The organism is Lysinibacillus sp. UBA6686, from assembly GCF_002455205.1.
Classification (GTDB): domain Bacteria; phylum Bacillota; class Bacilli; order Bacillales_A; family Planococcaceae; genus Lysinibacillus; species Lysinibacillus pakistanensis.
Genome location: NZ_DKJS01000043.1, coordinates 1 through 22,469 on the forward strand (window position 1 = coordinate 1; position 22,469 = coordinate 22,469).

The 22,469-nt window shown below is 37.6% G+C and carries 26 protein-coding genes and 1 pseudogene; 3 read left to right on the plus strand and 24 right to left on the minus strand.

Features of this window, described 5'->3' with window-relative positions; all coding sequences use genetic code 11:
- Window positions 1-309 precede the first annotated feature (309 nt).
- Together B2R82_RS10960 and B2R82_RS10965 are read left to right on the plus strand one after the other, a co-directional pair.
- Window positions 310-633: a DUF2642 domain-containing protein gene (locus B2R82_RS10960; protein WP_286924892.1), complete on the plus strand. Its 324-nt coding sequence runs from the start codon at window positions 310-312 to the stop codon at window positions 631-633.
- A gap of 113 nt (window positions 634-746) precedes the next feature.
- Window positions 747-1,208 (plus strand): DUF2809 domain-containing protein, encoded by a 462-nt coding sequence (locus B2R82_RS10965; protein WP_286924893.1) that lies wholly within the window; start codon window positions 747-749, stop codon window positions 1,206-1,208.
- 1,296 nt (window positions 1,209-2,504) lie between these two features.
- Here B2R82_RS10965 and B2R82_RS10970 read toward each other — a convergent pair.
- The 3 genes from B2R82_RS10970 to B2R82_RS10980 are packed head-to-tail and all read right to left on the minus strand — an operon-like array spanning window position 2,505 to window position 4,398.
- Window positions 2,505-3,326, minus strand: a complete 822-nt coding sequence (locus B2R82_RS10970) for a hypothetical protein (RefSeq protein ID WP_286924894.1) — start codon at window positions 3,324-3,326, stop codon at window positions 2,505-2,507.
- On the minus strand, window positions 3,323-4,012 hold the full coding sequence (locus tag B2R82_RS10975; protein WP_286924895.1) for an ABC transporter ATP-binding protein: 690 nt from the start codon (window positions 4,010-4,012) through the stop codon (window positions 3,323-3,325). The genes B2R82_RS10970 and B2R82_RS10975 overlap by 4 nt, the downstream gene beginning before the upstream one ends.
- Window positions 4,009-4,398, minus strand: coding sequence for a GntR family transcriptional regulator (locus tag B2R82_RS10980; RefSeq protein WP_283872075.1), 390 nt, complete (start codon window positions 4,396-4,398; stop codon window positions 4,009-4,011). The genes B2R82_RS10975 and B2R82_RS10980 overlap by 4 nt, the downstream gene beginning before the upstream one ends.
- Before the next feature lie 397 nt (window positions 4,399-4,795).
- On the opposite strand from B2R82_RS10980, the gene B2R82_RS10985 reads away from it, so the two are divergent.
- On the plus strand, window positions 4,796-5,689 hold the full coding sequence (locus tag B2R82_RS10985) for a DUF3221 domain-containing protein (protein ID WP_286924896.1): 894 nt from the start codon (window positions 4,796-4,798) through the stop codon (window positions 5,687-5,689).
- 408 nt (window positions 5,690-6,097) lie between these two features.
- Here B2R82_RS10985 and B2R82_RS10990 read toward each other — a convergent pair whose 3' ends face one another.
- The 21 genes and pseudogenes from B2R82_RS10990 to B2R82_RS11090 form a co-directional block, all read right to left on the minus strand.
- Complete coding sequence (locus tag B2R82_RS10990; RefSeq protein WP_286924897.1) at window positions 6,098-6,340, minus strand: cold-shock protein; 243 nt, start codon at window positions 6,338-6,340, stop codon at window positions 6,098-6,100.
- A gap of 47 nt (window positions 6,341-6,387) precedes the next feature.
- Window positions 6,388-6,933, minus strand: a complete 546-nt coding sequence (locus tag B2R82_RS10995; protein ID WP_286924898.1) for a GNAT family N-acetyltransferase — start codon at window positions 6,931-6,933, stop codon at window positions 6,388-6,390.
- 113 nt (window positions 6,934-7,046) lie between these two features.
- Window positions 7,047-7,643 carry a DJ-1/PfpI family protein gene (locus B2R82_RS11000; protein WP_286924899.1) on the minus strand — a complete coding sequence of 199 codons (597 nt, stop codon included), beginning with the start codon at window positions 7,641-7,643 and terminating at the stop codon, window positions 7,047-7,049.
- A 450-nt stretch (window positions 7,644-8,093) separates the two neighbouring features.
- Window positions 8,094-9,032 (minus strand): malate dehydrogenase, encoded by a 939-nt coding sequence (mdh, locus tag B2R82_RS11005; RefSeq protein ID WP_286924900.1) that lies wholly within the window; start codon window positions 9,030-9,032, stop codon window positions 8,094-8,096.
- Between the two features lie 49 nt (window positions 9,033-9,081).
- Window positions 9,082-9,474 (minus strand): BMC domain-containing protein, encoded by a 393-nt coding sequence (locus B2R82_RS11010; RefSeq protein ID WP_286924929.1) that lies wholly within the window; start codon window positions 9,472-9,474, stop codon window positions 9,082-9,084.
- A gap of 10 nt (window positions 9,475-9,484) precedes the next feature.
- Window positions 9,485-9,754, minus strand: a complete 270-nt coding sequence (locus tag B2R82_RS11015) for a EutN/CcmL family microcompartment protein (RefSeq protein WP_054771700.1) — start codon at window positions 9,752-9,754, stop codon at window positions 9,485-9,487.
- A gap of 6 nt (window positions 9,755-9,760) precedes the next feature.
- Window positions 9,761-10,618, minus strand: coding sequence for a phosphate propanoyltransferase (locus B2R82_RS11020; RefSeq protein ID WP_286924901.1), 858 nt, complete (start codon window positions 10,616-10,618; stop codon window positions 9,761-9,763).
- A gap of 15 nt (window positions 10,619-10,633) precedes the next feature.
- The gene (locus B2R82_RS11025; RefSeq protein WP_054771699.1) at window positions 10,634-10,912 is read right to left on the minus strand and encodes a BMC domain-containing protein; all 279 of its coding nucleotides are present in this window, start codon (window positions 10,910-10,912) and stop codon (window positions 10,634-10,636) included.
- A gap of 21 nt (window positions 10,913-10,933) precedes the next feature.
- A pseudogene (gene fabG, locus B2R82_RS11030) lies at window positions 10,934-11,708 on the minus strand (3-oxoacyl-ACP reductase FabG).
- Between the two features lie 33 nt (window positions 11,709-11,741).
- Window positions 11,742-12,029: a BMC domain-containing protein gene (locus B2R82_RS11035; protein ID WP_283872062.1), complete on the minus strand. Its 288-nt coding sequence runs from the start codon at window positions 12,027-12,029 to the stop codon at window positions 11,742-11,744.
- A 15-nt stretch (window positions 12,030-12,044) separates the two neighbouring features.
- Window positions 12,045-12,653 (minus strand): hypothetical protein, encoded by a 609-nt coding sequence (locus B2R82_RS11040; RefSeq protein ID WP_286924902.1) that lies wholly within the window; start codon window positions 12,651-12,653, stop codon window positions 12,045-12,047.
- 5 nt (window positions 12,654-12,658) lie between these two features.
- A complete protein-coding gene (gene pduL, locus B2R82_RS11045) occupies window positions 12,659-13,273 on the minus strand; it encodes a phosphate propanoyltransferase (protein ID WP_286924903.1) in 615 nt (204 codons plus the stop codon).
- A gap of 17 nt (window positions 13,274-13,290) precedes the next feature.
- Window positions 13,291-13,572, minus strand: a complete 282-nt coding sequence (locus tag B2R82_RS11050) for a BMC domain-containing protein (protein WP_053995836.1) — start codon at window positions 13,570-13,572, stop codon at window positions 13,291-13,293.
- A 14-nt stretch (window positions 13,573-13,586) separates the two neighbouring features.
- Entirely contained in the window at window positions 13,587-15,074 is a 1,488-nt protein-coding gene (locus B2R82_RS11055) for an aldehyde dehydrogenase family protein (protein WP_286924904.1), read from the minus strand.
- 15 nt (window positions 15,075-15,089) lie between these two features.
- Entirely contained in the window at window positions 15,090-15,395 is a 306-nt protein-coding gene (locus tag B2R82_RS11060) for a hypothetical protein (protein ID WP_286924905.1), read from the minus strand.
- A gap of 4 nt (window positions 15,396-15,399) precedes the next feature.
- Window positions 15,400-16,143 (minus strand): HAD family hydrolase, encoded by a 744-nt coding sequence (locus B2R82_RS11065; RefSeq protein ID WP_286924906.1) that lies wholly within the window; start codon window positions 16,141-16,143, stop codon window positions 15,400-15,402.
- Window positions 16,144-16,164: 21 nt separating this feature from the next.
- Window positions 16,165-17,571, minus strand: coding sequence for an ethanolamine permease (gene eat / locus B2R82_RS11070; protein WP_286924907.1), 1,407 nt, complete (start codon window positions 17,569-17,571; stop codon window positions 16,165-16,167).
- A gap of 31 nt (window positions 17,572-17,602) precedes the next feature.
- Entirely contained in the window at window positions 17,603-18,616 is a 1,014-nt protein-coding gene (locus B2R82_RS11075) for a phosphotransferase enzyme family protein (protein ID WP_286924908.1), read from the minus strand.
- Between the two features lie 43 nt (window positions 18,617-18,659).
- Window positions 18,660-19,925: an aspartate aminotransferase family protein gene (locus tag B2R82_RS11080; RefSeq protein WP_286924909.1), complete on the minus strand. Its 1,266-nt coding sequence runs from the start codon at window positions 19,923-19,925 to the stop codon at window positions 18,660-18,662.
- Between the two features lie 13 nt (window positions 19,926-19,938).
- Entirely contained in the window at window positions 19,939-20,730 is a 792-nt protein-coding gene (locus B2R82_RS11085) for a DeoR/GlpR family DNA-binding transcription regulator (protein WP_286924910.1), read from the minus strand.
- 247 nt (window positions 20,731-20,977) lie between these two features.
- Window positions 20,978-22,462, minus strand: coding sequence for an aldehyde dehydrogenase family protein (locus B2R82_RS11090; RefSeq protein WP_286924930.1), 1,485 nt, complete (start codon window positions 22,460-22,462; stop codon window positions 20,978-20,980).
- Window positions 22,463-22,469 lie beyond the last annotated feature (7 nt).

The window sequence follows — 22,469 nt, forward strand, 5'->3', positions numbered from 1 at the left end:
ATCATATTTACAGTAATGTTCAGCAAGTTTTCTCCTTCCTTGCTGAACATTTTCTTTTAATTGAATGTCTAAAATCGCATTACTTTTCTACTATGACAGTCTATTTTCAGATTCCTCTTGCTGAATATGAATGAGTTATTTAGTTAATCAGTTAAAGCCACCGTATCAAAAAAATAGCAGAAAATATAAGTAATCATTAAACAAACGAGCAGGTTAGTGTTACCATCGCCGCTCATTGGAACACCTTATAGCTATTTGTCATAAGTTATAGAAATGCTTTTCTACTTATGACAAAGGAGCATACAACATATGAATAGATTTGTGTACTATGGCTACCCACCCTCCTACTCCTCATTCCCACCCCCTCCACATTATCGGAATGAAGATGTACAGCACTGGGAAGCTATGAGATTACCGAAAAATGTTATGTACATGACAACTATTGAGCCCAAATTTATAGAGAATTTGATTCAACATAAAGGGCTAATGATTGTCATCACAACAACTGTCGGCAAATTGATAGGTACCCTAGATAATGTTTTCATTGATCATGTAGCTCTTGTCGTTAATGGAAAATTTCATCATATTAGATTATGTGAAATCGTTTATTTTGAAAAAGCAGAAGAGAAATAAATATGCATATGATCCCGATTTCATCATAAAAATGATGCCGTTAAAAGAAATGGTCCTCGATGACCTGCTATGAAACTAGATGTAATAGTTTTATTGCCACCATGTATGAGATAATGAAAGCAAAAGAATACGATCAAGATGCTGAAAGAGTGATCCTATTGAAACCTTTAAACTCACAATCCCGAAACATGCGAATAGTTTATTTAATAACGATTATAATCACTATTTTTTTAGGACTTGCCTCTAGAAAATGGAGTCTTTCCCTCTCACCCTTTGTAGCTCAAAACGCTGGAGACGTCCTATGGGCTATAATGGTCTATTTTGGATTTCGATTTTTGCTAGTACAGAAGAGCACTCTCACAGCTATTTTGCTCAGTTTTTTGTTTAGTTTCAGCATTGAATTTAGTCAGCTATATCAGGAAAATTGGATCAATCAGATTCGTGCAACAACGCTTGGGGCTTTAATACTTGGTAAAGGTTTTCTTATAGAGGATTTAATTCGATATACAGTAGGGATACTAATCGCTGCTGTGTTAGATAAGGTTTCACTTAAATTCACACTTCGCAGTTATTAACTCAATAACCAAAGAACTAAAAATTGGCTGGAATGAACCACTATTGAATTCATTTCAGCCAATTAGCTACCTACGTGATTCGCTTAATTGAACAACCTCGAATAGCTTTAATAGATACTATATATTTGATCGATAGTAAGCGAGTAATCTTTATTAAGATTTTCTCTGTTTTCATCGATGATTTTACCTTCATACAATGATTTCCCTGTACGTAAATCTCCGATAAATAACGAATAACCGTCAGAAATACGATTCACTAAATAAAGTTTACTACCTGTAAGCTGTAAAAAAGGTNNCTTCTTCATTATTAGCCTTAGTTGGATAGTTAAAGTGTAAAGGCTCTCCCCATTGTTTCTTTTTAATATTATAACGATTCAACTCTAAACCGTTGGCTGAATGAACAGGAATGAATACCTCTCCTCCATGAAGAATCATCGAGTTCATCGCCGATTTTAATTTGTTAGCAATATCTATTTCTTCAACTTCATTATTGAGGTTGTTGTGAAGGTTCGCTTGGCTAGAAATAATTTCAGACTCAGCAACTTCACTTTTATTTTTATATTTATCTACCTTGTATAAGTAATAATGCTCATTTTGAATTTTATTGGAATCATTATATATGCGGATGCTGGACATGCCTGGCTCTGATTTTGCAATGATTGAATCAACTTCTAATTCCTTTTTGTTTTCATTTACCGTATATACGTGTAATTCCTCTTCATCGTTATAGAGATAGCTCGTTACTAGTATCTTTATTTCCCCATTTTTCACAAAGACATCATTCACCTGTATCCAGCTAATATTTGCTTGGGTTGGGGTAGTAATTTCAAATGATGTACTATCGTTTGTCTGCTTGTCAAGAATATCGATTTGAAGTGTTAACACTTGTCTATTTTTAACCGAAAAATCTGTGTAAATCAAACGAGCATCATCTTCAAAGTAGTTACTCGGGTCAAATACTTTTCCGCGCATGAACTTGCGGTAATCTTGAATATATTTTTCAAACTCCATAGGTACAGGATCAGCTATTAAATCTTCAATAATAAACCGGCTTCTCGGATTAGTTGAACCATCCTTTGATATGTATAACGGATGATAAATATCACCATTCTTATAGCTTGCCTGAAGCACAAGATTTTCAATTTCTTCCTTATTTCCACTAGTCGTTTTAAATTTAAAGGTTACATCGTTTTTAGAAGACATTGCTCCTTGGATATAGAAAGTACTAATTGTTGCCACGATTACTAAGCTAATTACGATCGTTCTCCAATATTTTTTCATTGTCATTCCCTCCCATTAGACCATTATTTTATGTTTAAGCAAGTGATTCGCGATCCAAATGGTACTACCTAAAACAATGAAGCTTGTTACAATCCCCATTAATATGATTTCAAGTGGATAAAAATAGCGTGGGTAAAAACCATTCAATAATAAAGGTGCAAAAAAGACACCTAATGAAAGCACTCCATAAACGATTGCAAAGAAAATACCCTTTAAACGGTAACTCCGCTCAAATAATATAGCCGTGAATAGTACTGCTATGAAGATTAGCCCAATTCCATAAATCAGGATAAATTCAGTAAATGTATTAGGATACAGTAAGACAAATATATCTATATTACTAATCCCATAACTATATGTTCGGAAATCTGCTGGTACAATACTATTTACAATTTGTATTTCGATTAGTACTAATAATCGTTGTAAGGTAATTAGACCAAGAAGCAAAAGCATAATTGCCGTCAGTTTAGCGAAATAAATAGTAATTCTTTCAGTCGGCAACATCAATAATCTGTAAATGAAAGAATTTTTTCCGAGCCACTCCCGATACCAAATAATAAAAACATAAATCATTAACATGGCGATACCAATATAAATTGACATCAAAAACCATTCAGAATAAACAAAACGTTGGAAAGAAAAAGTTCCATATTGCTCAATAAATTGGCTCACTGATAGTTGATTTTTATCCATCACCTTTTCAGCTAGATCCACATATCCTTTTGAGACTCTAATTACTCCAATTAACTGACAGACTATTGTCAACCCTATTAGAATTAAATACAATTTGAAAAATCGGCTTATTTCAAAGTTTACAAGCTTTAAATAATTTTTCATCCTCGATACACCTCCCGCATTACATCAACAACTGATTTTCCTTCATTCTCACGCACTTCTTCCACGCTAAATTCCATTATTACTTCACCATTATCAATAAGTACGGCTTTATCAATTAAATGTTCAATATCACTGATTTCATGGGTTGTGAGAATCACACCACGTTCTTCAATTAAATGGCTTGTAAACACTTCGGCAATCTGTTCCCGTGAGAACATATCAATACCAGAGAATGGTTCATCCATCAGTAAGTAATCCACATCTAGCGCTAAGCCTAACAACATATTGACTTTAGCTGTACTCCCCTTTGATAAATTCGCAATTTTTTCAGTTGGGTCTAGCTTAAAAAATTGCAACAGCTCCTCTGCCCTTTGTGGGTTCCAACTTTTATAAAAATCGGCCATGAACGTAAAAGCCTCATCAATTCTCATTTGTGGCAGCGTCGCGATTGTATCTGGAATAAAAGTTATTTTTTCAAAACTATCCTTCCGAATTTTTTCCCCATCTATTAAAATTTCACCACTATTAATCGGTGTGAGTGCCATAATAGCCTTCATGATTGTCGTCTTTCCTACTCCATTTATCCCAATTAAGCAAGTAATTTCACCCTTTTTAGCAGTAAAGGAAAGATCTTTTAACACTTGTTTCCTGCCGTATTTTTTATGGACATTTTTCACTTCGATCATATTGATTCCTCCGTTTCCCCACTTTCAGCCTCATACTTTTTCTCCACTAGTTTCAACACTTCAGATAACGGCACATTGATGGCTTTTATAGAACCTAAAAATAAGTCAACGGCTTCGATAATTAATTCTTCACGGACACTTTTAAGGACCGCTTCATCTTTCGTAATACAGCTTGGCATATTTCCCTCAGTAAAAATCAATCCTTGTTCCTCCATTTCCTTATAAGCCCTTTGTGCAGTATTTGGGTTAATCTTCAGCTGATTAGCTAGTTCCCTTCTTGAAGGAACTTCCTGACCAGGTTCAAAGAATCCCTTGGCAATTTGCTCTTTAAAATGCCGGATAACCTGTACATAAACCGGATCTCGATTATTAAACTTTACAGTCAATTAATTCAACTCCTTGCAATAATATTCCGTGTATTAATCACTTAATACACAATACGCAAAATGATAGGCAATGCATTGGTTTTTCATAAAGAACTATGCATTAAATTGCTTTCATCGAACCATCTGTATTAACCATTTAATACACCATCTCAAAAAACGTATTAAGCCTATAATACACTTCGAATGTATTATAGGCTTAATACAAATTTTATGTCAACCAAAATTATGGAAATTATTAAATAAAATTTACAATGTCTTCTTTAAAACTGAATTTTTAGAGAAAAATCCTATCATGCTTGTCCTTTGTTCGATGTGCCATGAATGCTCAACTTGATGATAAAACTAGAGTAACCTATCTGAAAGGAAAGCGTCTAATTCGAAAATAGGAGGAATCGCTTTGAAAAAAATAATATTAGTATGTATGATAATCCTTATTTTAGCTAGTTGCGGCACAGCAAATGGTACCAAAAACAAACGAAGCTCTGCTACTATGGAAGGATATATAACAGCAGCAGAAGATGGTAGATACTTAGTTGTCAGTAATGAGCCGGTCTATTTAAATAATTCGAATCCACAGTTTGTGAATGCATTATGGGTTTCCACAACCAAGGAATTAGCTGTGGGTGACTATGTAAAAGTATGGGCTGGGGCAATTAATGAATCTTATCCAGGTCAAACAAGTACAGATAAAATTCAAATTGTACCATCAAACTTAAATAGTACACTCTCTACTAATGAGGTCCTCTCTAAAGTAGCAGAAAATCTTGAGTACACCCCAATTATCACCAATATAAAGTTTGATGCTAAAAAGAACATATGGACCCTGCATTATAAAATAGATATTGCAGGTAATGATACACTTGTCGGGATGGTTATTCAGGATCAAAAGCCTATCTCGCTTGGACCACCCATCTATGAACAACCTCCTCAACTAGCATTTGCAATAAACGAAGAAGAACAACTCTCCTTATACCTCCAACAATATAGTTGGACATACACTGACATTAAAACAGGAGGAAAAAAGCAAAAAGAACACGAAACACCTCTGTCGAATATACAAGCATCCTTTAATGAAGCTATTCCCCTCCAGAAACCAGAAAAAGTAAAACTGATGACTAATGACTTGGATATACTTCACAGTGAAATTGTGTTTTTGGATGAGCAAATGAACAAGGTTGAAAAGATTATAAATGAAGATGGCACATATCCAACAGGCACGTATTATATGCATGTAAAAGTTCAGTTCGAACAAGGAACAGCGACTTATATGGATACAATTCAATTTAAGTAATCCTCATTACATTTTAAAGCGGCTGGGCATAACTTCAATTTTTATGAAAAATATCGAAAATGGATAATAAATTTTTACTTCATTAAGTTGAGAGTTTCTTCATGAATCAAAAAAATGTTAGACCAAGATACAATTGGTCTAACATTATTTTGTTTTTACCCCAGTCTCATTCGATTCAAAAATATTCATCATGTATCAAGACTTCTGCCCCCGTCATTTTCCCAACGATCAATATCATCCCAACCTTCAGATGTACCTCCTCCCCTAGAAAGGGAGCCATTTTGTGCTTTGGAAATCCTCGCTGACATGTAAGCATCATCCTTTTATAACATTTTATTTATTCTATGTTATGTAAGATGTTTTAGTTCATTTAAAATTTCATCACCCATTACACAGGGTAATTAAGCTTTAGTCAGAAATTATCATCACATTTTCAGCTACATACTTCTGTTCACCTGTCATGGATGTTTCAATTAAATCGAAGGTGACTTTTTGCTTCTGATGAAGGTATCTAAAATGATCAGGAAATCGGCCTTTATCCAAAAGAATTGAGCTAAAATGAACGAAAACATGTACTTCTTCACCTTCAAGAAGGATCCGTCCATAGCCCTCCTCTTCTTTATACCATTCTACAATCCCCTCTCGTTTCAAATTAGCACACTTCCTTCTTGTTTATTTACAGAATAGCTCATAAGGTTTTAGACCTTCCATCTACCCATAATCATAGTATGATAATATTTGCCATCAGAAAGGCGTTTATCATTTTTTAAAATACCTTCTACAGTAAAGCCAAGTTTTTCATAGAGTCTCCTTGCTTTGTCATTTGTCTCTAAAACTTGTAAGGCTATTTTTTTTATATTGTTGGCATCTGCCCAATCGATCGATACTTGTAAAAGGTTCTTACCGATGCCATAGCCCCACAATTCCTTTATTACACCTACACCAAATTCCACTTTATGCGCCAATCTTTTTAATGCTGATCCCTCGCATCTTGAAAATCCGATAATCCGGTTATCGACAACAACTACTAAACATATATTGCTTGGGCTTTCTGTATCTATACGAATTATCTGCTCAAATCCAGATTTATCGATAAAAGCTTCACCCTGCTCGCGATCAAAATTTTCCGTTTCTCCATCTAATTGTAATCTTAGGTCTGATAATGCTTGTGCATCTGGGATAGTAGCGGATCTAATCGTGTAACGAAGACCATTTATATAAAATTCCTGTTGTTTGATAAGCATCATTGAATCCTCACTTTTATCAGTTTTTAAAGAAGTTCATTAGCTGGGTAGTGACAAACGGTTGTTGTCAAATCGATTCGTGACGCTTTTTAATTTGATGGCCATTTTATAATTTAAATAATAATTTCGTATTCCATAATTTTAGCAGTATTCTGAGCAACTTCAGATCCTAGTAATCTTTTCACAATATGAAATGACATATTGATACCTGCTGAAATTCCACCAGATGTGATGATATTGCCTTCATCTACAAATTTAACTTCCCGTTGTACTTCGACTTGTGGAAATTCTATCTTTAACCTTTCAAGACTTGCCCAATGAGTCGTCGCCATTTTACCATTAAGTAAACCAGCCTTTGCTAATAGTAAAGCACCCGTACATACAGATGTCATGAGTTGCACCGTTTTCATTTGATTTGTAATCCAGTTTATTACATTATCATTATACATTTCTCGTTCTCTTGCACCTAGACCACCAGGTATAATTAAAATATCAAATCTAGGAACATTATCAAAACTGTAATCAGGCTGTACCTTTAACCCATTAGTAGCAATTACTAAGTTCCCTTTCTCTGATACTGTTTCTACGACAAATGGCTGCTGATCATTTTCTATTTCTGTGACAGAAAAGACTTCAAATGGCCCAGCAAAATCTAAAACCTCTACATCATCAAATAAAAAAATCCCTACTCTCCACTGTCTTTTATTCATATGCAATTCCCCTTTTTTAATTTTTATCATAGTTTATTTTACAGAAAAATTGCGTAATTCTGTTCGATAAATGAATCCCATGATGTTTTTTGAATTTCATTATCCTCTAATTAATAAAGCTCCAACCTAGCTAGTCAAACACACAATCCACCCATTTGAATGGTAATGCTGGTTAAAAAATCCTTACTTGGCTGGAATGTTCTCAAGCATTAATATTTTCTAGCACTTTTTCTACCTCAAATAAGAGACTTGGCTACTAACAATGACTAATGGCAACTTCCTTTGTTTTAAGCTTCCGACTTTAACCTACTAATTGTACAGAAATCTTTCATTTATTGAAAGAAAATTATGAAAAACGAAAGCAATCTAACATTGTGTTAATGTTAAGCTGCTTTCGCTAAGTATGTAAAAAACCATCTAATACACCTTCCTTATTAGATGGTAAATGATTCATTTAATATAATTTAAGGTATGTTTGACAGCCTGAACAGACTTGCTGAATGCCTGATGCTCCTCTTCGTTTAAGTGTAATTCGATAACACTTTCTATCCCATTCCCACCAAGAACAACTGGTACACCAATACAAGCATCGGTTACATGGTATTCACCCTGTAAATAAGCGATAACGGGCATCACTTTTCGTTTATCCTTGATGATGGCTTCTATCATTTGGACAATTGATGCTGCTGGCGCGTAATAGGCACTACCATTGCCAAGAAGCTCCACAATTTCGCCGCCACCTTTCCGTGTCCGTTCCACTAATTGTTGGATTTGTGCTTTTGGCAGCATTTTTTCGAGCGGGATTCCACCGACATACGTATAGCGCACAAGTGGCACCATCTCATCTCCATGCCCTCCCAAAACAAAGCTCGACACGTCCTCTACTGCTAGCTGAAGTGCCTCTGCAATAAATGTATTAAAGCGAGCTGTATCTAAAATGCCTGATTGCCCCATAACACGATTCTTGGAAAAGCCAGTTGTTTCTAGACAAACATAGGTCATGGCATCGACAGGGTTACTCAGCACAATGACATAGCTGTTTGGGGCAAAGCGCTTTACATTTTCGCTTACAGAACGAATAATCGAGGCATTTGTTGTAATCAAATCCTCTCGAGTCATTCCAGGTTTTCTAGCAATACCTGCTGTTATGACAACAATATCTGCATGGGCAATTTCCTCATATTGTGCTGTACCTGCAATATGCACATTAAACTTTTCTATTGGGCCTGTTTGTAAAATATCTAGCGCCTTCCCCTTAGCTGGTTTTTCTAAATCTGGAATATCGACTAGAATGATATCTCCGATTTCTTTTTGAGCAACCATTAAAGCTACAGTGGCACCTGTATGACCAGCACCAATAATGGCGATCTTTGGCCTTTTAAATATCATTATCATCACTCCTTCAGTGATGCATTATGATATAGATACAGAATCTATTTTATTTTTCACTTTGAACATCTGTAGAAGAATTTTGGGCACTTTCTTTTACTTGAGCTTTACTGCGGGAGGATGTTTTCTGTACTCTTTCCACGTTTTTTTCTACTTTTGGTTTTGCTTGGGGATGGTCAATGATTGTTGTAAAAACATCGTCTGCTGCCCTTGGAATCACATGTGCACTTAACAATGTGCCAACGCGAGCAACTGCTTCTTTTCCTGCTTCAACAGCTGCCTGCACAGCTCCAACATCTCCCTCAACAATAACAGTCACAATCCCACCATCTATTAATTCATGTTTGACTAATTGGACATTCGAGGCCTTTAGCATTGCGTCTGCTGCTTCAATAGAGCCGACCATACCAAATGTTTCAATCATACCAATCGCTTCCTTCATTGCTTTCACCTCACGATCCCTCTGTTGCATCAATTATGCCTACAATAATGGCATCAATCGGACAAATTGTTTCTTTTGAAAAGCTTCGAACAGCAGCACTGCCCATCGTTAAAATCACATCATCACCAACACCCGCGCCAATTCGATCTGCCGCAACGATTTGCTCATCTCCAAGTTGTCCATCCGTTTTTTTGGGTTGAATAATAAGTAATTTCAATCCCTGAAGCCCTTCTTCTTTACGTGTTGCCCAAATATTCCCTACGACTGTACCTATACGCATGCATCATCATCCTTCATCTTTATACTGTATAGTAATCCCTAAAGTTACCACCGCATCCATTGCAAGTGCAGTGAATCTCGTAAATTGAGGAACGATAATTGTTTGTCCCTGAAAGGCTAATAAATCCTTTTCAGTAATTATTCTTTCATTAATTTCATTTGCCTGCACGATAGTTGCTTTTTGGGAGGAATTATACGTAAGCTCTTCCATATTTTCTTTCACTAAAGTACCTGTTGCTCCGGATTTTAGGAAGCCAGCATTTGCTTCATCTGTATCAATATGCATCTCTAAACGATAGCGCTCTGAAACTCGTACTTTCACATGATGAAATGTCACAGGTCGGATACCTTGCGTTTTAATGGAAACATACTCTCCATCAAAAACGTTTAACCCGTTTGCTTCCTCTGGTGACATATGGATGTGTGCCTGGGCAATAATAACACCCTCATGTAAATATAAACTACCTTTCGGGCCAACTAACGTGCAGCTTGCTGATCCTGCAATATTGCCTGATTCTCTTATTGGTGGCTGAATGCCTAATGCAATAGCATCTGTATGGCTAACTTCAACCTGTGTTAAGGAACGAGCAGGGCCTAAAACACGGACCTTTGAAATACTGCCCTTTGGACCAACAACCATTAATGTTTCATTAGCTGCGAACTGCCCTGGTTGGGACAGCATCTTTTTTGCTGTTAATTGCTCTCCTTTACCAAAGAGATGCTCTACATGCTCTTGTTTCAAATGGATATGTCTCGCTGAAATACCGATGGGAATGTCGTAATGTGTAATCGGCGCTTCCTGCTTTGTTTGCAGTAATTCAGCAATGACCTCATTCACAATTTGCTCTATTGCTTGTTGATTCATCATTCCACCTCACTTCTAAGTCAAAGGTAAAATCGCTTCTAACTCTGCATGTGGGCGTGGAATCACATGAACAGACAACAGTTCTCCTACTCGCTGTGCGGCTGCTGCCCCTGCATCAGTTGCTGCTTTTACTGCTCCTACATCTCCACGTACAAGGACTGTGACAATCCCCCCACCTACATGTACTTTACCAATGATATTGACATTTGCAGCCTTTACCATAGCATCTGCCGCCTCAATGGAGCCGACTAGCCCTTTTGTTTCAATCATTCCTAATGCACCAAAATTATTCATCCTTCAATTCCCCCTACGTTTTTAAAATGCTTCAGCATCTTCTGGTAATGTTTGTCCACCATCAATAATAATGGATTGTCCTGTAATAAAACCTGCTTCTTTGCTGCTGAGGAATAGTGCTGCATAGGCAATATCCTCAANNAACACTGCCCAATCCACCGAATGGAATAGCCTTTGCCATCTTCTGCAAATATTCCTCTCCAAGACCATCTAATCCTTCTGTTGCAATATTGCCTGGAAGAACTGCATTAACGGTAATATTATAGTGTGCTAATTCAAGTGCTGCAGTCCGCATAAAACCAAGCTGTGCTGCTTTGCTTGCTGCATAGTGTGTCCACCCTGCATATCCTGTTACTGGACCTGTAATGGAGGAAGTAATAATGACTCTTCCATAATCCGCATTCTTTAAATAAGGAACACATGCTTTCACAGCAAACATTGTTCCTCTCGCATTAACATTCAACACATGGTCCCATTGGTCTGTGCTCATATCCTCTAGCTTGACAGATGGAAAAATACCAGCATTTGAGCATAAAATATCGATGGCCCCATATTTACTAGCAACCTCTTGTGCCATGTTTTTCACAGATTCATAGCTTTCTACATCAACGGCTGCCCCAGAAGCAGAGTAGCCCAATATTTGTAGCTCAGTTGCTAATTTCGTCGCATGCTCTAAGCCTCTTGCAGCAATAACGACATGAGCACCCTGCTTAGCAAACACTGTCGCAATGCCTTTACCAATTCCTTTACTTCCGCCAGTAACAATAACAACCTTACCAGATAAATCTACTTTCAAATCCATCTCCCACCTTTTCAAATGATTGTGCGATTAAGTCGGTTTTTTAGCAATTTCCATCACTAAACCGTTAACAGCATCTTCAGGGCGTAAAATAGTAGTAGAGGCAATCCACTGGTTAGCAGCTTTGGCCATTTTCGTACCAATTTCAATTGCTTCCCGAATTGCCTCCGTATCACCTTCAATAGCAATTGTTACAAGTGCTAAATCAATTGTTTCTTGTCGAAGCAATCTAATAGCTGCTCCTTTTAACATGGCGTCTGCGATTTGAATAGAAATGGCAAGACCTCTCGTTTCCACAATACCAATCGATTTTGTCATGTAACAACACTCCTGCTAGTTTCTTAGAATGCGAATGCCTTTCTCATGAATCAGATCAAGGGCAAGTGGTGTGATCTTTGTATGAAATGGAAGTTTCAACTGCTGCCCTTTGTACGACCTAATCATTTCCTCTGTAATAAAATCTGCTTGGATATCGTAATGATTGAGATTTTCCTTATCCTTGATAGAAGGAATTAGCTGTGAGAATAATTGAAACTCACAGCCGAATTCCTGTAAGCTTTTCATATGCTGTAGAAGCATTTTCATGTAAGCATTTGGTTCATTCGTAGTAAAAACAACAGACATTTTTTCATTGGGGACTAAAATAGCTGGCTCATCTTTCAGAAGTAATTCAGTCAGGAACAAGGATGCCGGGGAATGGGGCAATCCTTGTGCACTGCTGACAATGAAAGACTGATCTACTTCAAGAAAAACTGTTGCGTCATGAAACATTTGGGATGGGGTATCCGCTTGCCACTCCTCTACTTGAAAATAGCTTTTTAATGTTTCAACCTGCCTATTTGAGATTGTTGTCTGGGGATGAACAATCAATACTCTTTTATTTGTGTTCACAATGGTAGAGACCACTTCTTGAATAAGTCGTTGTAACGCTTGCATATCCATTTGTGTCACCCCATTTTCATGAGCTTTCCGGTTTGATTTGTAGTGATAGATGCTGCATTGGCCTCATCTGTATCAATATGCATCTCTAGCCTGAAATTTGGTGACACACGTACAACTACATTCATAATTTGGATTTGGCGAACCTCATTTGTAATTTCTACCTTCACAATGTCTTGATCCGCTACATTAAATGTAGCTGCCTCTGTTTCGGACATATGAATGTGAGCCTGTGCAATAATTAGCCCGTTCTCTTTATGCAATATTCCATGTGTCCCTATCAATATTATCGGTGAAGAATTTTCCAAATCACCTGACATTCGAATAGGTGGGGAAACACCTAGCTTAATTGCATCTGTTTGGCTGATTTCGATCTGTGTTTCCTGACGGAACGGTCCTAATACCCGAACTTTGTCAATTTGGCCTCTAGGACCTTTAATAGTAATAACTTGCTCTGCAGCAAATTGACCTGGCTGGGAAAGTTCCTTCCACACTTTTAGTTGAGCATTTGCGCCAAATAAATGAATGAAATCCTCTTTACTGACATGGCAATGACGAGCTGATACTGCAATGGGGATTGCTCCAGCTACAGAATTAGACACAAGCGTTTGATGGTTCGTCATTCAAACACCTCCAATTCTTATTTTGGTAAAATGGCTAATAGCTCTGAATGCGGACGTGGAATCACATGCACGGATAATAATTCACCAACACGACGGGCAGCCTCAGAACCTGCATCTGTAGCAGCTTTAACGGCTCCTACATCTCCCGTTACTAGAACCGTTACAATGCCTCCACCCACATGCACTTTACCAACAATGTTAACATTTGCAGCTTTCACCATGGCATCTGCTGCTTCAATAGATCCAATTAACCCTCTAGTTTCAATCATTCCCAATGCTCCATTAATTTCCACACTCATTTAAAATTCCTCCTCTAGACACTTAATTTCGTGACGATTTCTTCAACTATTTTTTGAATCATGGTTGCATTCAATTGTGCTTCTTCATTTACTTGAAATGAAGGAGATGTATCTTGTATATTTTTCGGGTGTTGTGGCTTCGGAATCGAAAGTTCCTTGATGCCATAAGCAACTCGTTTTTTATTGATTAAGTGACGGGCTGAAATATTATCACTTGTAATATTTCCTCCGTATGCCCCACAGCCTAAGGTAAAGGAAGGCATTAAGCTTGTAGTGCCACCAGCAGCACCAACAGACGCTAATGTATTGACTAAAATTCTAGACACTGGCATTTGTGCAGCAAACTCTTTAACAAAGCGCTCGTCTTGAGCATGGATAGCTAAACTATGCCCCCTACCACCAACATCTAATAACTGTTGACAAATGGATACTGCATCCTCATGAGAATTGGCAGTATAAATTCCTAATATCGGTGATAGTTTTTCCATAGAAAATGGATACTCCTTGCCAATTAGATGCTCCTCAGCCACTAATACTCTTGTAGATGAAGGGACATTAATATTTGCCATTTTGGCGATGACTGTAGCTGGTTTGCCAACAATTTTGCTATTCAGTGTACGCGGGACAGGAGAAATAACCTTTGCTAATTTTTCCTTATCTGCTCCTTTTAGTAGCACAGCTCCATTATTGGCTAAGGCTATCATTACTTGATCCTTTACATCCTGATGAACCACAATCGCCTGCTCCGTTGCACAGATAGTAGAATTATCAAATGACTTACTATCCATAATTTGCTGGACAGCACGAGCTATATTTGCCGTGCGATCTATATACGCAGGGACATTTCCTGGTCCAACACCATATGCAGGTTTACCTGAGCTATAGGCAGCCTTCACTAGCCCTGATCCTCCAGTCGCCAAAATTAACTGTACGTCTTTATGTTGCATTAATGCCTCTGTTCCCTTTAATGTGGGATGGGCAATCCATTGAATCAAGCCCTCTGGAGCACCTGCACGAACAGCTGCCTGTTGACATATTTTTAATGCCTCAATCGTACAGTTGACGGCTGTTGGATGGGGACTAAAGACAATTGCATTTTGAGCCTTCAGGGCAATTAGTGTTTTATAAATCGCCGTAGCAGTTGGATTTGTAACAGGCGATACCGCTGCAATAACCCCATACGGATAAGCAATTTCTACCTGCTGTGCTACTGAATCCTCCTGTATAATACCGATTGTTTTTTCATTGCGTATCGATTCATAGACTCCTTTTGAAGCGAGCTCATTTTTTATTTTCTTATGCTCAATGACACCCATCTGTGTTTCTGTAACAGCTAATATGGCCAAATTCTCTGCTTGCTCAAAGGCTGCCTGAGCGATTGCTTCTATAATTCGATCCACCTGTTCTTGCGAAAAGCTTGAAAACTTTTTTTGGGCACTAGATGCTGCCATAACAGCATCTCTTGCTTCTTGAATCGATAGTAAATCTTGATCCTTTATCATTCGACCATCCTCCCATCATGAAAACTTTTTAATGGCGATTAAGTCGTCTGTCTGGGATGGTGCTGATTTAGAGACAACAAATGCTTGCTGCTGATGTAAGCTATCCCAATTTTGCAATTCCTGCGCAGTTAAAGCCTCGTAAACACTAGCAGCAACGACAGGCTGTTGAGACATGCTTATGCTTGGATTCATCGGATGAAATGACTGCCATTCCTGCAGCTCGCCTTGTGTTAGACCTTGATAGCCACCACCCGATTGAGACGTTTGTGAAATTTTCTCCAATACTAACTCAGTAATTTTTGCAATCAATTGATGGTCCATATAATCACTCCTTTTTTACAAACATAGCTACTAATGATTCATCATAGGATTCAATGATTTTTGTAGCATCTGGTAAATAGTCTTTTGGGTAAACTTCTTTTGGGATAATGCCGATGGAAAATTGCATACCAGCATTTTTAGCAAAAAGCATGTCAGCATTTGAATCACCAATCATCACTGTCCGTTCAAGTGGCACATGATAACGTTCCCTTGCTACATAAGCTAAATCTGGAAATGGCTTACTATAAACTGCTTGATCACTTCCTAAAACAAATTCAAATTGCTCTAGAATACCTAGCTGTTTAAGATGGTTCTCCGCTCGAGCAGTTAAATCAGCCGTGATAACGCCTAATTTTATCCCATTATTTTTTAAAGCCATTAATAGCCGTCGAATACCTGGTAGTTCTTTTACAGTTACATGCTCTTGTTTAGTAGTAGCTAAACTTGCTGCAGCTCTCGCCATTGTCACACCCTTACTCCATGCTATACCTTCTTGATAAAGTAAATAGGCAACAATCGTTTCTGCTTCTTGTATACTTCCAATGGCTAATGGACTTGTTGGATCAATGGAGCGACCATTGTCTTTTACACCTATATTTTTTAAAAACTCCTGTAATGTAAAACCAACTTCAAAATCCGAATTTTCAGTTAAATTGAGGTAAAAATTTGTGGCCCATGCTATCCATAAGGAATCCATTTCAATAATGGTTCCATCCTTATCAAAAATAATCCATTCTACTTGATTCATTGGAGGACACATCCTTTTACTCTATTCTCTAATTGCTTCAATGGGCGCTGCAGTAATCTGACTTTCATGCGAAGTAGTCGCTTCTTTAGCAAAACGTTCTTCTGGAGCATCCTCATTAATTTGATGACGAGCCCAAATCCAATAGTAGATACTTGCAACAGCAAAAACAGCTAACGACACGATGAAAAATGTAAAATTGGCAAAGAAGCTTGCAAAGATAGCAATAATTGCTAGCACAAGAGAAACAATTGGTGTAAATGGATATAAGGGTGTTTTAAATGTTCTTACAAGATTTGGCTCTTTTTTACGTAAAATCAACACTGATAAATTCATCGTAATATAAGACACTAATGCCCCGAATGTAGAAATTAAAATGAGATCATCAGGATTGAATAGGATAACAAGCGCTAAGCCGATAAAGCCTGGTAAAATAATTGCCATATAAGGTGTCTGACGCTTTTTATGCATCTTTGCTAAAATGCTTGGTAAATAACCTGCTCTAGATAATGCGTAAACTTGACGTGAATAAGCTAAGATAACACCTGAGAAACTAGCAATTAATCCTACTAATCCTACAGAAGCTAAAATTTGAGCTAGCCAGTACGTATTACCAAACGCCGCTGCAATTGCTGCTGGAAGTGGATCTTCCGCAACAGTCATAACATCTATACCAGCAAGACCTATTGCCACAGTTGTCGTTAAAACGGACAACACTAATAACGTAATCATTCCGGAGATTAAGCCCTTTGGCATGTCCTTTTGTACATCTCTCGTCTCCTCAGATAGCATTGGTAGCATCTCAATGGCTAAAAATAACCACATAGCATATGGCAAGGCAGACCAAACCCCTTTAAATCCACCAGGTATTAAATCACCATTTTCAGGGAATAAATGAGCCACATTAATTTGTGGTAATCCAACAAAATACATTAATACTAATAATCCAAGTGCTATAAAGACGAGCACCATTTCAATTGTTGCATATTCCTTTATACCGATAATATGGACACCCATAAATAGGGCATACATGAAAGCTGCTGCTACTACTGTCGGAACGGATGGGAATAAAAAGCTTATATAACCACCTATACCAATGGCAATAATCGGTGCAGCAATCACATATTGAAGCACAACGCCAATCCCTGTAATAAAGCCAATATATCTTCCCATTGCACGTCTAGCAAAAGAGTATGGGCCACCTGCATACGGTAACATCGTCGATAATTCTGAGATTCCTAAGGTCATCGTTAAATACATAATAGCCATGAAGAGTGTAGCGATTAGCATCCCTAAGTAGCCAGATTGACTTAACCCAAAATTCCAACCAAAATAATTTCCTGAAATAACAATCCCAACACCAATTGTCCATAAATGAATCGGTGTAAGGGCTTTCTTTAATACAATTATTTCACCCTTTTTAGAAGACATATCATTCGCCACCTTTTCTCATATTTAGATGTTACAGTACTCTACTTTTTTCCAAATATGCATTCATTAAAGCATCACTCTGCACTGTATAGTTTTCACCTAGTAATCTTGTTGTTTCATTATCGCGGCTACCTATCCAAGAAATAAGCTGTAGTCTTCTCATTAAAATAAAAGTTGGAATCATTTCAATTTCTTCATCCGTTAAGGTTCTTATTTTACTATAGCCTTTTAACCAAGAAGCAATTAAATCATCTAGGTAAGGCATATGCTCTATAAAGCTTACTGACGTGGCTAAATCATATAAAAACCAACCAAAGCCACAATCATCAAAATCGATAACCTTTATTTCATCTCCACAAATTAATAAATTGGCTAGACGTAGATCTGAGTGTATTAGTCCAAATCTTGTCTTACTTTTACCAAACGCTTCTAACTTCTTTTTAATAATAAGAGATGCTTCTTCATATAAAGCTAATCGTGACGGTGTCATACCAAGGCCATCCTGCCACCTAGCCCATTTCGGTGAGTTTCCTACAATCGTGTCATAATCCCACGTCATTCGTTTAAAGTCTTTATAATACTCATGCTGCTCAATTGTATGTTTATGGAACATCGCGGTAATTGTTCCTAATGTTTCAAATTGTTGAATTAAATCTTCTTCGTTATTTTCATCCGGTGCATTTCCCTCCAAAAATGTAAATAACGTGCTATAATAGATGATGTCATTTAATTTATGAGCATGTACGTAGTCACCGTCATCTGCTCGAATTGGTAATGATACATCGATGGGAGATTGCTCGTGTAATGAGTTTAACCAAGCAATCTCCGCTTCTATTTCTTCTTTTTTATGATAATTTGGTCGACTAATTCTCAAAATATACTTTTTACCTTGTCCATCCTCTACTAAATACGTAGAGTTTTCGGAATAATCAATCATTTTACAAGATGCGCCTGCTAAACAGCTGAATTCCTTCAAGGCATCATGCGCAGCTTGATGAAAATTAGATAGTACAGCTTCTAAATCTAAGAAATCCATTTGTCCCATTTGAAAACCCCCTTGTTTACAAATCGCCAATCTTTCTACCCCTTCAATAACGTGCAAACTTTACAAGCTGTGCAGCCTCTTTAATACCTGCTTCACATTTTTCAAGTAACTCATCACAGTATGCTTTATCGCATAATAAGCCTGGTTTAAATTGAAGAACTCGTGTATCGAGCATTGAATAAATTGCCCACACTCCATGCTTGTACAGGGAGCTCATTACATGCTTTGCCCCTTCAGGATGATTAAACTCTAGCCCCATGACAACTCCTAATTGACGAATGCCAACAAAGAAATCCGGAAATTTCTGTTGGATACGCTCTAAGCCTGAACGTAAATAACGTGCGACATATTCCACATTTTTAACTACTTCTGGTCGTTGGGAAATTTCTAATACCTTCATGGCAACAAAACATCCAAGCTCAGCACCACCGAAAGTAGAAATATGGGCTAGTCCATCCTCCTCCATCCAACCGCCAGCTCGTTCATTTACAACGGTTGCTGCAATTGGGTAAATACCTCCACTTAAACCTTTGGCTGTCACTAGTATATCCGGCTTCACACCATAATGATCAATACCCCATAGCTTCCCAGTTCTCATTAATCCAGTTTGCACTTCGTCTGCAATATATAGTGCACCGTAGCGCTCACACAAGGCCTTTACCCCTGATAGATAATTGGCATTCGGTAAAGGGAAACCATATGTTGCCGGAATTGTTTCGATTATAACGCTCGCTACATCCCCTTTGGACAGCTCTCGCTCCATCGCCGGTAAATCATTAAACGGCACATGTACAAATTCACTTGGATCGCCTTCACTTAAAAATGGCTTAGAGTAACGTTCATTCCCTAATGACACGGCTAAACCACTATGTCCATGATAGCCATTTTTAATCGAAATGGTTTTTTTACGTTTTGTGGCATAGCGAGCGCATTTTAAGGCAACATCAATCGCTTCACTTCCACCACTTGAAAAAATCGTATATTTTAAGCCTTCTGGTGTGCAGGCTGCTAATTTTTCAGCTAATTGGGCACGAGCTGTTGAAGGAAAATGATGATTACCAATATCAAAATAATTTGTTCCTTCAATTAAAGCTGCGATTACCTCTGGATTACGATGGCCTAAATTATAGGTTCCGCCATTTAAATGGGCATTCATTAATTTTTTGCCATCTACATCATAAAAGTAATAGCCTTCTCTTTTTCCGATGACGACATCAACGCCATCTATTTGCCATTGTTTTGTTTTCCCTGGATTCCACCAGTCAATTGATTTTTGTAAGGTCGCTTGTTTATTCGCAAAATAATCCATGTTTTCCACCTTCCTATACGTTGACATCCTCCAAAATTTCACCTGCTATTAATAGTTCAACCTTTTTTTGGGCCAAGCGTTCTTGCCATTGCGTAGAGCTTTTTTGATCTGTAATCACCATAGCAACATCTTCCAAATGACAAATATGTGCGAATGTGGAGACTCCAAATTTCGTGTGATCTGCTAAAATAATCGTATTTTCAGCTCGTTCTATTAATTTCTTTGAAATAGCAGCTCCAGTAATATCATAATCTGTAATGCCCTCATTTAAAGAAATTCCGCCTGCAGCTACGAAGGCTTTATTTGCCTTTAATTGATTAAAAAACAAATCAGCTAAAGTACCACCCATAAATTTTTGTCGATGCTCATACTCACCTCCTGCAAAAAGCACTTTGCCTTGAAAGCATTCTGCTGCTAATGAAAGAACCGGGAGAGAGTTTGTTACCACTATTACATTTGGTTTATCACTTAAATAACGAACGATTTCATAGGCTGTTGTACCATGACCAATAAAAATAACGTCTCCATCCTCCACAATACTCGCTGCAGCCTTACATATCATTCTTTTCTCTAAGTTGTTGAGTGAAGTTTTCTGTTCAAATGTCCGTTCATACTTTTCTTTAGCCTTCACGGCACCTCCATAAACTTTGTGCAGGAGCCCTTCCTTCTCCAATCGGTCCATATCTCTACGTATAGTCTCACCTGATACGTTTAATAGTTGTTCGGCATCACTTACCTTTACTTTGCCTTCTAAATCTAAAATATCTAAAATTACTTTTTTGCGTTCCTCAAACGAAAGGGACATACACAATCACTCCAAACACATAGTAGAATCCAACAAAATCCACAAAACCAACATTCATATTCTGTATTTATGTGGATTTGTTTTGAATTTTATAGAATAGTTAGATAATTGTCAATACTATAAATATTAAATTTATCTAAATTTCGTGTATTTTTTCTCCTTAATACTATATTTTTCTACAAAAATATAGTTCCCTAGTAGTTTTATGATAACTAGGGAACTTGTTTAGTTTGATTAAAATACAACATCAATCCAAATTAATCCAAACACTCTTCACTTCCGTGTAATTTTGTAAAGCATACGAGCCCATTTCCCTGCCGATGCCTGATTGCTTATATCCTCCAAATGGAGAAGCAGGGTCTGTCATATTATAACAATTCACCCATACTGAACCCGCATTTAATTTTGCAGCTAATGAATGTGCGTTTTTTAAATTCTGTGTCCAAATGCCTGCTGCTAGCCCAAAATTCGACTTATTTGCTCTTTCTACTAATTCATCCAAACTATCATATTCTAGCACAACAACTACAGGTCCAAAGATTTCTTCTTGTGCAATTGTCATCGTATCAGAAACATTTGTAAAAATAGTAGGCTCCATAAAATAGCCATTATCAGTTGATTTACCACCACATGCTAATGTTGCTCCCTCTTCGACACCTATTTCAATATAGTTTTTAACACGATTTAGCTGTTTTTCCGAAACAAGTGCTCCCATTTGTGTAGCAAAATTTAAAGCATGACCCTGTTGAATTTTTGAAGCATAGCTCACCATTTGTTTAATGATCTCCTCGGACTGGCTACGATGAACAAATACTCTTGAACCCGCACTACAAACTTCACCTTGATTGGCCATTATACCCGAAAGAACACCTGGAATTGCTGTACTTAAATCAGCATCCTGCAAAATAATATTAGGAGACTTTCCTCCAAGCTCTAATGTCACGCGTTTCATTGTGTCAGCTGCTTTTTTCATTATGCCCTTTCCTACATCTGTAGAGCCAGTAAATGCAATTTTATCGACTTTCTCATGTATCACTAGCGCCTCTCCAGCAATTGGACCAAAGCCAGGTACGATATTAATAACACCTGGAGGAAAGCCTGCCTCAGACACTAATTGAGCAAAATAAAGTGCAGACAGTGGTGTTTGTTCCGCAGGCTTAAGGACAACAGTACATCCAGTTGCTAATGCTGGGGCAATTTTCCAAGAAACCATCATAAACGGAAAATTCCAAGGGATAATCTGCCCTACTACACCTACTGGCTCATGTCTTGTATAATTTAGGAAATTACCCGCTACAGGCAGAACTTGTCCCATATTTTTGGTTGCCCAGCCCGCAAAGTATCTAAATTGCTCAACAGCATTTGGAATATCATTGCCCAAAACCTCATTAATCGGCTTACCATTATCCAAGGCATCAATCTGAGCGATTTCCATTTTATGCTCTTCCATTAAATCCGCTAGTTTTAGCATCAATAAGGCTCTTTGAGCAGCATCCATCTTTGACCATGGTCCATGATCAAAAGCATCTCTGGCTGCTCCCACTGCTGCATCTATATCCTCCGCTTGTGCTTCATATACATCCGTTATTTTATCTCCAGTAGAAGGATTTATGGTATCGAAGGTTTTCCCGGCTTTTGATTGAATGAATTCTCCATTAATATATAAGCCCTTTGTTTCCTCTAAAAAAGCTTGCACCTTAGGTAATAATTCAATTGCTTGTGGTAATTTCATCTCTAGC